General features: G+C 60.5%; 12 protein-coding genes. 3 read left to right on the top strand and 9 right to left on the bottom strand.

Annotated elements, in window-relative coordinates:
- Positions 1-51: 51 nt before the first annotated feature.
- The 3 genes from ACYZUM_RS01650 to xerD form a co-directional block, all read right to left on the bottom strand.
- Entirely contained in the window at positions 52-1,356 is a 1,305-nt protein-coding gene (locus tag ACYZUM_RS01650) for a homoserine dehydrogenase (protein WP_007908972.1), read from the bottom strand.
- Positions 1,357-1,487: 131 nt separating this feature from the next.
- Positions 1,488-2,219: a bifunctional protein-disulfide isomerase/oxidoreductase DsbC gene (dsbC, locus tag ACYZUM_RS01645; protein ID WP_007967782.1), complete on the bottom strand. Its 732-nt coding sequence runs from the start codon at positions 2,217-2,219 to the stop codon at positions 1,488-1,490.
- Positions 2,220-2,456: 237 nt separating this feature from the next.
- Positions 2,457-3,353 (bottom strand): site-specific tyrosine recombinase XerD, encoded by an 897-nt coding sequence (gene xerD, locus ACYZUM_RS01640; RefSeq protein ID WP_108181785.1) that lies wholly within the window; start codon positions 3,351-3,353, stop codon positions 2,457-2,459.
- 108 nt (positions 3,354-3,461) lie between these two features.
- Here xerD and ACYZUM_RS01635 point away from each other — a divergent pair, with 108 nt between their 5' ends.
- A complete protein-coding gene (locus ACYZUM_RS01635; RefSeq protein WP_108181784.1) occupies positions 3,462-5,270 on the top strand; it encodes a cation:proton antiporter in 1,809 nt (602 codons plus the stop codon).
- Positions 5,271-5,370: 100 nt separating this feature from the next.
- On the opposite strand, the gene ACYZUM_RS01630 is transcribed toward ACYZUM_RS01635, so the two are convergent.
- The 6 genes from ACYZUM_RS01630 to ffh form a co-directional block, all read right to left on the bottom strand.
- On the bottom strand, positions 5,371-5,784 hold the full coding sequence (locus tag ACYZUM_RS01630) for an acyl-CoA thioesterase (protein ID WP_108181783.1): 414 nt from the start codon (positions 5,782-5,784) through the stop codon (positions 5,371-5,373).
- Positions 5,785-5,929: 145 nt separating this feature from the next.
- Positions 5,930-6,280, bottom strand: a complete 351-nt coding sequence (gene rplS, locus ACYZUM_RS01625; RefSeq protein WP_003175895.1) for a 50S ribosomal protein L19 — start codon at positions 6,278-6,280, stop codon at positions 5,930-5,932.
- 45 nt (positions 6,281-6,325) lie between these two features.
- Positions 6,326-7,078, bottom strand: coding sequence for a tRNA (guanosine(37)-N1)-methyltransferase TrmD (gene trmD / locus ACYZUM_RS01620; RefSeq protein ID WP_095138289.1), 753 nt, complete (start codon positions 7,076-7,078; stop codon positions 6,326-6,328).
- Between the two features lie 3 nt (positions 7,079-7,081).
- Positions 7,082-7,618 carry a ribosome maturation factor RimM gene (rimM, locus tag ACYZUM_RS01615; protein ID WP_108181782.1) on the bottom strand — a complete coding sequence of 179 codons (537 nt, stop codon included), beginning with the start codon at positions 7,616-7,618 and terminating at the stop codon, positions 7,082-7,084.
- 5 nt (positions 7,619-7,623) lie between these two features.
- Complete coding sequence (gene rpsP / locus ACYZUM_RS01610; RefSeq protein ID WP_003185073.1) at positions 7,624-7,875, bottom strand: 30S ribosomal protein S16; 252 nt, start codon at positions 7,873-7,875, stop codon at positions 7,624-7,626.
- A 249-nt stretch (positions 7,876-8,124) separates the two neighbouring features.
- Positions 8,125-9,501, bottom strand: a complete 1,377-nt coding sequence (ffh, locus tag ACYZUM_RS01605) for a signal recognition particle protein (RefSeq protein ID WP_041063139.1) — start codon at positions 9,499-9,501, stop codon at positions 8,125-8,127.
- A 195-nt stretch (positions 9,502-9,696) separates the two neighbouring features.
- Between ffh and ACYZUM_RS01600 the strand changes: the two genes are divergently transcribed.
- Positions 9,697-10,509 carry a cytochrome C assembly family protein gene (locus ACYZUM_RS01600; RefSeq protein ID WP_041063136.1) on the top strand — a complete coding sequence of 271 codons (813 nt, stop codon included), beginning with the start codon at positions 9,697-9,699 and terminating at the stop codon, positions 10,507-10,509.
- Between the two features lie 12 nt (positions 10,510-10,521).
- Positions 10,522-11,754 carry an HlyC/CorC family transporter gene (locus tag ACYZUM_RS01595; RefSeq protein ID WP_108181781.1) on the top strand — a complete coding sequence of 411 codons (1,233 nt, stop codon included), beginning with the start codon at positions 10,522-10,524 and terminating at the stop codon, positions 11,752-11,754.
- The last annotated feature ends 99 nt before the right edge of the window (positions 11,755-11,853 follow it).

The following is an 11,853-nucleotide window of genomic DNA, read 5'->3' as shown; positions in this document are numbered from 1 at the left end:
AGAGTGTGCACAACAGTGGCCCCTTTCACGGGGCCATTGCAGGACAACGACTTAGTTCAGGTGCTCGACGCGGATCCGCACAACCGGACCATTCACGCCGGCCAGGGCTTCGAGGGCAGCGATCGCATCGTTGATACGCTGCTCGACCACGCGGTGGGTCAGCAGGATCATCGGTACCAGACCGTCATGCTCTTCGACTTCCTTCTGCATGATCGACTCGATGTTGATACCGCGCTCCGAAAGGATGCTTGCCACCTGAGCCAGAACGCCCGGATGGTCCTTGGCCTGGATGCGCAGGTAGTAGGCACTTTCGCAGGCCTCGATCGGCAGGATCGGATGGGCCGACAGCGAGTCCGGCTGGAAGGCCAGGTGCGGTACGCGGTTTTCCGGATCGGAGGTCATCGCGCGAACCACGTCCACGAGGTCGGCGATCACCGACGAAGCGGTCGGCTCCATGCCGGCGCCAGCGCCGTAAAACAGGGTCGAGCCGGCAGCGTCACCGTTGACCATCACGGCGTTCATCACGCCGTTGACGTTGGCGATCAGACGATCGGCCGGGATCAGCGTCGGGTGTACGCGCAGCTCGATACCGGCAGCGGTGCTGCGCGCTACACCGAGGTGCTTGATGCGGTAGCCCAACGCTTCGGCGTAATTCACGTCGGCGGTGGTCAGCTTGGTGATGCCTTCGGTATAAGCCTTATCGAATTGCAGCGGAATGCCGAACGCGATCGACGCCAGAATCGTCAGCTTGTGCGCGGCGTCGATGCCTTCGACGTCGAAGGTCGGATCGGCTTCGGCGTAGCCCAGCGCTTGCGCTTCGGCCAGCACGTCTTCGAAGGTGCGACCCTTCTCGCGCATTTCGGTGAGGATGAAGTTACCGGTACCGTTGATGATCCCGGCCACCCAATTGATGCGGTTGGCGGACAGGCCTTCACGGATCGCCTTGATCACCGGAATGCCACCGGCCACGGCTGCTTCGAACGCCACGATCACGCCTTTTTCGCGTGCCTTGGCGAAAATCTCATTACCGTGAACGGCAATCAGTGCCTTGTTCGCGGTGACCACATGCTTGCCATTCTCGATGGCCTTGAGTACCAGCTCGCGGGCAACGGTGTAGCCGCCCATGAGCTCTATGACGATGTCGATCTCAGGGTTCGTGGCCACTTCGAAGACATCGTTGGTAATCGCAATACCGGTCGTCTGGAACTGAGGCTTTGGCGTGCGCATGGCAATTTGTGCCACTTCGATCCCACGCCCGGCACGACGAGCAATTTCCTCGGCGTTGCGCTGAAGTACGTTGAAGGTACCGCCACCGACGGTCCCTAACCCACAGATGCCTACTTTGACCGGATTCACTGTGAACTCCCCATGAAACGGCCGACGCAAGGTCGGCCGGAAAACAACCGCGCACTCGCGGCTCTCTATTAATGGCCCGGCGATGCTGCTGCCTGACCATGATCGTCAACGGCGGACCGTGACGATGCGAATTACTTGGCGCCCAGCGCCAGTTTGGCGACTTGTGGCGCCGGCTGGTAGCCCGGAATGACCTGCCCGTCGGCCAAAACGATGGCCGGTGTGCCGTTCACGCCGATCGACTGACCCAAAGCGAACTGTTTGGAAACCGGGTTCGCGCACTTGGCGGCCTTGATTTCCTTGCCATCGACCATTTTGTCCATGGCGGCTTTCTTGTCGGTCGAGCACCACACGGCCTGCAGTTGCTCGTCACCCGGCGAGCCGAGGCCCTGACGCGGGAACGCCACGTAACGCACTTCGATGCCGCGCTTGTTCAGCTCGGGCACTTCGGCGTGCAGTTTGTGGCAGTACGGGCAGGTGGTGTCGGTGAACACGGTGATGTGCGATTTGGTTTCGCCCACCGCCGGATACACCACGGTTTCGGCCACTGGAATGGCATTGATCAGTTTGGAGATGCCCAGGCGTTCGGTCTTCTCGGTCAGGTTGACCGGCTTGCCGTCCTTGAGCTGGAACAGGTAGCCCTGAACGATGTACTGGCCGTCGGCGCTGGCGTACAGCACGCGGCTGCCCTTGAGCTTGACTTCATACATGCCCGGCAACGGGCTGGCGCTGATGCTTTCTACCGGAACCTCGAGTTCGAGTTTTTCCAGGCTTTGACGAATGGCTTTGTCGGCCGCGTCATCGGCGACGGCAAAGGTGCTGACCAACGCAATGGCTGCGGCGGCGAAAATCTGGGTCAGACGCATGAGAACTCCTGAAGGCGGACAAATGAAACGGTCAGAACGCCCGTGCCGGAACACCGGGTCATAACCGTCCATCGTGCAAACCGGCAAAGCCTAACACATAAGGCCACGGTGGCCGAATGCGCCTGACACAAGACATGTAGGAGCTGCCGAAGGCTGCGATCTTTTGACTTTGCTTTTGGAATCACAAGCAAGATCAAAAGATCGCAGCCTTCGGCAGCTCCTACAGGGGGGGGGCAATCAGCCTCTTGGGTGATGTTTGGCGTGCAGATCCTGCAACCGCGCGCGGGCGACGTGGGTGTAGATTTGAGTAGTGGAAAGGTCGCTGTGACCCAGCAACATCTGCACCACCCGAAGGTCGGCGCCGTGGTTGAGCAGGTGCGTGGCGAAGGCGTGGCGCAACGTGTGCGGTGAAAGTGATTTGCCGATCCCGGCGACCTTGGCCCAATGCTTGATCCGGTGCCAGAAGGTCTGGCGCGTCATCTGTTCGCCGCGCTGGCTGGGGAACAGCACATCGCTGGGGCGCCCGCCCAGCAGCTCGCTACGACCATCACGCAGGTAGCGCTCGACCCAGACAATCGCCTCCTCGCCCATCGGCACCAGGCGCTCCTTGCTGCCCTTGCCCATCACCCGCAACACGCCCTGACGCAGGTTGACCTGCTCCAGCGTCAGGCTCACCAGTTCGGTCACGCGCAGCCCGCAGGCGTACAGCACTTCAAGCATCGCGCGATCACGCTGACCGATGGCTTCGCTCAGGTCCGGTGCCCTGAGCAGCGCTTCGACGTCCGCTTCCGACAACGATTTGGGCAGTGGCCTGCCCAGTTGCGGCATGTCGACGCGCAAGGTCGGATCGATCGTAATCAGCTTTTCCCGCAGCAGATAGCGATAAAAGCCACGCACACCGGAGAGAAATCGTGCGGTGGAGCGCGGTTTGTAGTTCTGCTCCAGACGCCAGGACAGGTGATCAAGGATCAACTCGCGACCAGCATTGATCAGCTCGAGGTTTTTCTCCTGCAGCCAGCCGTTGAACAGCGCCAGATCGCTGCGGTAGGCGCCGCGGGTATTGTCGGACAGGCCCTTTTCCAGCCACAGGGCGTCGAGGAATTGGTCAATCAGCGGATGGTCGATGGCAGGCATGGGCGCTCAAGACACACAACCTCCGGGGCTGCGCGCAAATGTCGAGTGAACTGTAGGAATGGCCGCTAGTCTTTCATAGCCCGCCATTTCAAGGAACAAGGAGCTTCAATGAACGAACAACAAATTCTCTTGGCATTTGGCGGGATCGGCGCCGCTGCGCTGGGTTGCCAGTGGCTGGCGTGGCGCCTGAAGCTGCCGGCCATTCTGTTTTTGTTGCTGACCGGGATTCTCGCGGGCCCGGTGCTCGGCTGGCTCGACCCGCAGGAAATGTTCGGCCCGCTGCTGATGCCGCTGGTGTCGCTGGCGGTCGCGTTGATCCTGTTTGAGGGCAGTCTGACCCTGCATCTGTCGGAATGGCGCGAGATCGGCAGCGTCGTGCATCGCCTGGTGACAATCGGCGCGCTCACGACCTGGGTGGTGATTGCCGTCGCGACCCACTTCCTGCTTGGCTTCGACTGGCTGCTAGCGATCCTGTTCGGCAGCCTGACGCTGGTGACCGGGCCGACGGTGATCGTGCCGATGCTGCGGGTGGTGCGACCGAAAGCCTCGATCGCCAACATTCTGCGCTGGGAAGGCATCGTCATTGACCCGATCGGCGCCCTGCTCGCGGTGGTGGTCTACAGCTTCATCATCGCCCGCTCCGAGGGTAATGGCCTCGAACAGAGCCTGTTGACCTTCGGCGGCGTGATTGTCTGCGGCAGCGTATTCGGGGTGGTCGGCGGCTGGGTGCTCGGCACCATCATCCGTCGCCAATGGCTGCCGGAATACCTGCACAACCTCGCCTCGCTGGCGGCGGTGTTGGGGATTTTCATCGCGTCGAATCAGGTGATGCACGAGTCCGGCCTGCTGGCGGTGACGCTGATGGGCATGTGGCTGGCGAACATGAAGGGCGTGGATGTGCGGCACATCCTGCACTTCAAGGAAAACCTGAGCGTTTTGCTGATTTCCGGACTGTTCATTCTGCTCGCGGCGCGGCTGGATCTGCATGCACTGATCAGCCTCGGGCCGTTGGTGCTGATTCTGCTGCTGGTGATTCAACTGATCGCGCGCCCGCTGAACGTGCTGTTGAGCACTGCCGGCTCCAGCCTGAGCTGGCGTGAACGCGCCTTGCTGTGCTGGATCGCCCCGCGCGGGATCGTGGCGGCAGCGGTGTCGGCGATTTTCGCGATTCGCCTGGATCAAGCCGGACACGAAGGTGCGCTGCTGCTGGTGCCGCTGACTTTCGCGGTGATCATCGGCACTGTGGTGCTGCAAAGCGCAACCGCGCGACCCTTGGCACGTTTGCTGAACGTTGCCGAACCGGCGCCGAGCGGCTTCCTGATCGTCGGCGCCAACGGCCCGGCGCGTCTGCTGGGCAAATCGTTGCAGCAACTGGGCAGCCGCGTACTGTTGACCGATTCGAGTTGGGAAAATATTCGCGCGGCACGCATGGAGGGTTTGCCGACGTACTTCGGTAACCCGGCGTCGCAGCATGCCGATGCGCATCTGGATCTGGTGGGGCTGGGGCATCTATTGGCGCTATCGCCCTCGGGCGAATTGAATACTTTGGCGGCAATGCGTTTTCGACACGACTTTGGTCATCAACGCCTGTTTGGTCTGGCCAGTGGTCAGGAAAGTCGTCGCAGTGACAAGCATCGGGCAAGCCTGGAACATCGCGGCAATCAGCTGGGGAGCGAGGCGCTGACCTATGCCAAGCTGGCCAGCCTGATCAGCAACGGCGCCGAACTGTACAGCACGACGCTGACGGACGGGTTCGGTTGGGAGGATTACCAGGCATTGCATGGCAATCGGGCGACCCTGCTGTTCATGCGTGATGACAGCGGCTGGGTGCATGTGGTGACGCCGGAGACTGCTGTGAAACCGGGATCCGGGTGGACCTTGTTGGCGCTGATTCAGCCGGAGGCCAGCGATACCTGAACTGACGCCTTCGCGAGCAAGCCCGCTCCCACAGTGTCCGGGGTGAACACAAAACCTGTGGGAGCGAGCCTGCTCGCGAATGGCGCGACTCGGTTCCGGATCAGGCAGGAAATCCGGGCAGCACCGGCACCGGCCGCTTGTCATCATCAATCGCCACAAAGCTGAACTGCCCGTGGATCGCCTTCTCGCGACCATCGCAGCTCATGCTCTCGACAAACACTTCCACCTCGACCTTGAGGCTGGTGTTGCCGACTTTGATCACCCGTCCCACCAGTTCGACGATGGAGCCGGCCGGGATCGCGTGGTTGAAGTCGATCCGGTCGGTTGAAACCGTCACCAGCGGCAGGCGGCAAAAGCGTGTGGCGGTGATGAACGACACTTCGTCCATCCACGCCAGCGCGGTGCCGCCGAACAGGGTGTTGTGATGGTTGGTGGTCGGCGGGAAGACGGCTTTGGTCACGCGCGTTACCGAGAGTTCGGTGCGGCGCTGGATTTCCTGGTCGCGGGTGGTCATAAAGAATGGCTCTGATTTCTGGCTCCCGAAACACAAGCAAGATCAAAAGATCGCAGCCTTCGGCAGCTCCTACAGTGGGGGCAGTTTATTGCGGGCAACAAAAAAGCAGCCCGTAGGCTGCTTTTTTCTGCATCGGAAGCTGGACTTAAGCCAGTTTTTCCTTGATGCGAGCTGCTTTACCCGACAGGTCGCGCAGGTAGTACAGCTTGGCTTTACGTACGTCACCGCGACGTTTGACAGCCATGCTGTCGATCTGCGGGGAGTAGGTCTGGAAAGTACGTTCTACGCCAACACCGTTGGAGATTTTACGAACGGTGAACGCACTGTTCACGCCGCGGTTACGCTTGGCGATGACAACGCCTTCGAACGCTTGCAGACGGGAACGATCGCCTTCCTTCACTTTCACCTGAACGACAATGGTGTCGCCTGGGGCAAAGGTAGGGATTTCTTTGGTCATCTGCTCTGCTTCGAGTGCAAGGATGATTTTGTTGGTCATGCTGTGCTCCTAAGGTAAATCAACTGATCTACCATCGATACGTTGTTAACTATCGTCCCGCTCGCGGATGTATTCCTCGAGCAGCTTCTTCTCTTCTCCAGAAAGCGAGCGGCTTTCCAGAAGATCGGCGCGTCGTTCATAGGTCCGACCAAGGGACTGCTGTAAACGCCAACGCCGGATATGCGCGTGATTGCCACTCAGCAACACGTCGGGAACACGCTGATCCGCATACACCTCAGGTCGGGTGTAGTGCGGGCAATCCAGCAGACCATCCGTAAAGGAATCTTCCTCAGCGGAATCCGCATGCCCTAAAGCTCCGGGCAGCAGTCGTGTAACCGCATCGATCATGACCATGGCCGGCAGCTCGCCGCCAGACAGTACATAGTCACCAATCGACCACTCTTCATCGACATGAGCCTCAATAAAGCGCTCGTCAATGCCTTCATAGCGGCCGGCAATCAGGATCAATGCATCCGATCTTGCCAACTCGCGTACCGCCGACTGAGTCAGTTGACGGCCTTGGGGGGACAGGTAAATCACCTTCGCCGCCTCCCCGGCTGCTGCCTTGGCCTGAACCAGAGCATCTTCCAGGGGCTTGATCTTCATCACCATGCCCGGACCACCGCCAAACGGGCGATCGTCCACAGTGTGATGCCGATCCGTCGTGTAATCCCGCGGATTCCAACAGGTCAGTTGCAACAGCCCCTGTTTGACCGCACGACTGGTAATGCCGTACTCACTGATGGCCGAGAACATCTCGGGGAACAACGTTATGACGTCTACGCGCAGGCTGGCCATTGCTTAGAAGTCCGCGTCCCATTCCACCCTCATCACGCCTGCATCCAGATCGATTGTCAGCACGCATTGCTCCGTGTAGGGCAACAACCGCTCACGATCATCCAGGCTGCCCGCGCAGGGCTTGACCACCAATACATCGTTCGCGCCGGTTTCCAACAGGTGATCAACCTTGCCGAACAATTGCTCGTCCTGGTTGATGACGCTCAGACCCTGCAACTGGTACCAGTAGTACTCGTCGCCTGTCAGGTTGGGCAAAAGGCTTCGCGAGATGCAAATCTCGTAACCGCTCAGAAGACGGGCTTCATCGCGATCGTCGAGGCCTTTGAGCTTGGCAACCAGATCCTTTTGAGTGGACCGGCCGCTGACCAGCTCGACCTGTTTCACCACGCCTTCGCGCCGAAGCGTCCAGTGGCGGTAGTCCAACAGGTTTTCAATCGGATCGGTAAAGGAAAAGACCTTCACCTCGCCGCGAACGCCGTGAACCGAAAAAATCTTGCCGACAACGATCAGGTCATCAGCTTTTTCTGGCGTCGCGCTCATACTGCTCAGGCTGCAGCCTTGGCAGATTCCTTCAGCAACTGAGCAACACGCTCAGAAGGCTGTGCACCAACGCTCAGCCAGTAGGCTACGCGCTCTTGGTTCACGGACAGACGGATTTCCTGACCACGGGCAACAGGGTTGAAGAAGCCAACCTGTTCTTTGTGGGAGCCGTCACGCGGGTTACGCGAGTCGGTTACGGTCAGGTGGTAAAACGGGCGCTTTTTGGAGCCGCCAAGGGCAAGACGGATTGTTAGCATGTGAACATCGTTCCTGTAGTCGGTGCTGCAAATCTAAATGCACAGCGGGCATGGGTGCCCGAAAGGCCGCATATTCTAAGGAATATCCGGACTTTTGCAAATGACTTTTTCCGGCGCCTATGGCATGCCGTGCGGATTTGCATATAGAGCCGTCGATGAAAACGGCCGGTCAGCTCCCGCCGAGTGCGGGTTTGCTGTTGATCCTGCGTCCTTGCAGGGTCTGCGCCGGTGCGACGACCGGCGAGATCTTTACATTTTTGGCATGCCGCCGCCGGGCAACATACCGCCCATGCCGCGCATCATTTTCGCCATACCGCCCTTGGCGGTGAATTTCTTCATCATCTTCTGCATCTGCTTGTGCTGCTTGATCAAGCGACCGATGTCCTGCACCTGGGTGCCGGAACCCATGGCGATCCGGCGCTTGCGCGAACCGCTGATCAGCTCAGGGTCGCGGCGCTCGGCCGGGGTCATGGAGTTGATGATGGCTTCCATCTGTTTGAACTGCTTCTCTGCCGCGTTCTGGGCATTGCCCATTTGCGACAGGTTGACGCCGCCGATGCTCGGCAGTTTGTCCATCAGTCCGCCGAGGCCGCCCATGTTCTTCATCTGTTGCAGCTGATCGCGGAAGTCTTCGAGGTCGAAGCCCTTGCCCTTCTTCAGCTTCTTGGCCAGCTTGTCGGCCTTGTCCTTGTCGAGGGTCGCTTCAGCCTGTTCGATCAGGCTGAGCACGTCACCCATGCCGAGGATCCGCGAAGCGATACGCTCAGGGTGGAACGGATCGAGTGCTTCGCTCTTCTCGCCCATACCAATGAACTTGATCGGCTTGCCGGTGATCGCGCGTACCGACAGCGCCGCACCGCCTCGGGCATCGCCGTCGACCTTGGTCAGGATCACACCGGTCAGTGGCAGCGCATCACCGAAGGCCTTGGCCGTGTTGGCGGCGTCCTGACCGGTCATGGCGTCGACCACAAACAGGGTTTCGACCGGCTTGATCGCGGCGTGCAGCGCCTTGATCTCGCCCATCATCTCTTCATCGATGTGCAGACGACCGGCGGTGTCGACGATGACCACGTCGATGAATTTGAGTTTTGCTTCTTTAATAGCCGCGTTGGCGATGTCGACCGGCTTCTGGCTCAGATCGGACGGGAAGAACGTCACGCCGATGTCGTTGGCCAGGGTTTCCAGCTGCTTGATAGCCGCCGGGCGGTAGATGTCCGCCGACACGACCATCACCGACTTCTTCTTGCGCTCTTTAAGGAAGCGCGCGAGCTTGCCGGCGGTGGTGGTTTTACCGGCACCCTGCAGACCGGCCATCAGAATGACGGCGGGCGGCACGGCGCTCAGGTTCAAGTCTTCGTTGGCCGCGCCCATCAGGCTTTCGAGTTCGGCCTGGACGATTTTCACGAATGCCTGGCCCGGCGTCAGGCTGCGCGACACCTCGGTGCCGACAGCGCGCTCCTTGACCGAATTGACGAAGTCCTTGACCACCGGCAGGGCGACGTCGGCTTCGAGCAACGCCATGCGCACTTCGCGCAGGGTGTCTTTGATATTGTCTTCAGTCAGCTTCGCTTTGCCGGTGACATGGCGCAGCGTCTGCGAGAGACGGTCGGTTAAGTTTTCAAACATTGCGCGATCCTTTCAGGCCCTGTGTAGACCGGGATAATGGCGGCCCAGACCGGATTCAACATGTGCTCGGCGAGCCTGCGGCGTGGGCAGGTCGCGGATTATAGCGAAGACTGCGTCGGGCGGACACCTCGCACTTTCGTGGTGTGGCGGTTCTATGCCAAACTCAGCGCCTTTCGGGCCTGCCTAACAGGATTTATGCTCCCCTTGTCACCCAGTTTGCTGACCACGCTCGCCGCCGCTCTCCTTTATGCCGCTGCGACCCTTTATCAGGGCACCCGCCTGGCCTCCGGCGCCAAGGCGAACAAGCGCCTGCTGGTTACGCTCGGCATCCTCGCCGTGCTCGCCCACAGCGCCAGCCTGCTCACTCACCTGCTGACGCCGATCGGCCTGGGCCTGGACTTCTTCAGCGCCGCCAGCCTGATCGCCGCGGCCGTCATCGCCCTGACGCTGCTGGCCTGCTCGCGGATCCCGGTGGAAAACCTCCTGGTGCTGCTGTTCCCACTCGGCGCGGCCACGGTGTTGCTGGCGCAGTTCGCGCCGGCCGGTACGGTGCAGATCATCGACGAAGAGCCGGGCATCCTCGCTCACATCCTGCTGTCGATCCTCGCCTACGGCATGTTCACCATCGCAGTATTCCAGGCCTTGCTGCTGCTGGTGCAGGATCACCAGCTCAAGCACAAGCACCCGTCGGGCCTGATCAAGAACTTCCCGCCGCTGCAAACCATGGAAAGCCTGTTGTTCGGCTTCCTCTGGGCCGGCTGGACGCTGCTGTCGCTGTCGCTGATCTCCGGCTGGCTGTTCGTCGAGAACCTGTTCGCCCAGCATCTGGTGCACAAGACCTTGCTGGCGTGCCTGGCCTGGATCGTGTTCAGCGTGCTGTTGTGGGGCCGCAACCGCCTCGGCTGGCGCGGCCACAAGGCGATTCGCTGGACCCTCGCTGGTTTCTGCCTGCTGATGTTGGCGTATTTCGGCAGCAAACTGGTTCGTGAATACATCCTGCACATCTGACGGGCGGCATAAATGGACGGTTTGCCCATAGGGCCGATGCTCGCGGTATTTGTCCTGCTGATTTTATGGTCGGGGCTGTTTACCGCCGTCGAAATCGCGCAGCAGCACCTGCTCGCGCAACGCGCCGCCTCGCGCGCCAGCGATAAACCGCTGGCGAAGTTGAGCTTCCCGCTCGACAGTCTGATTCTGTGCAATACCCTGTGCCGCGCCCTCGCGGTAGTGATCGCCACGCTGCTGGCGATCTTTCTTTGCGAAGAAAACGGCCCGTGGGCAGCCTGCCTCGGTGCCGCTGCCGTGTTGCTGGTGTTTGCCGATTACTTCCCGCGCACGGTGGCCCAGCGCTATCCGGAGGCCGTGCTGTCCTTCGGCAATACCCTGCTGACAGTACCGCTGAAGATTCTTTATCCACTGGCCTGGCTACTGAGCCGCATCAGCGGTTTGCTGCTGCGTCCCTTCGCCCGCAAGCCCCAAGTGGTGCAGCAAAGCGAAGACGAAGAACCTGCCGACCCGAACGACGACCCGGAACACCCGTCTCGCGCCCACCCGGTTCCCGGGATCCACGCGCTGGACAACATCACGGTCAACGACATTCTGGTGCCACGCAGCGATGTCGACGGCATCAACCTCGACGACTCGATCGAAGAGATCATCGAACAACTGCGCCACAACAAACGCACGCGCCTGCCGGTGTTCCACAGCGACATCAACCAGGTCGAAGCGGTGCTCAACACCCGGCAAATCCGCCATCTGCTCAACGATGGCGAGCTGACCCGCGAAGCGCTGCTGGCCGCCAGCTACGAACCGTACTTCGTTCCGGAAAGCACGCCGCTGCAACTGCAACTGCTCAATTTTCACAAACAGCAGCGCCGGCTGGGCATGGTGGTGGACGAATACGGCGAAGTGCTGGGCATCGTTACCCTGGAAGACATTCTCGAAGAGATCGTCGGCGAATTCGAAAGCGAGCACAGCCTCGACAACCCGCACATCCATCCGCAGCCCGACGGGCGCATGGTGATCGACGGCACCGCGTCGATCCGCGAGTTGAACAAATGCCTGGGCTGGCATTTGCCGAGCGACGGGCCGAAAACCCTCAACGGCCTGGTGACCGAGGCGCTGGAAACCATTCCGGACAGCGCGGTGTGTCTGAAGATCGGCCGCTACCGACTGGAGATTCTCGAGACCGAGGACAACCGGGTGAGCAAGGTGTTGATCTGGCATACGAGCTCGGTGCCTGCCAAGGTTTAAGCGCTTTTGTGGCGAGGGAGCTTGCTCCCGCTCGGGCGCGCAGCGGCCGTAAATGTGTTGGGGTCGCTTCGCAACCCAGCGGGAGCAAGCTCCCTCGCC

This window comes from Pseudomonas sp. m6p (genome assembly GCF_055760375.1).
This window is presented reverse-complemented; position numbering and strand designations above follow the sequence as displayed.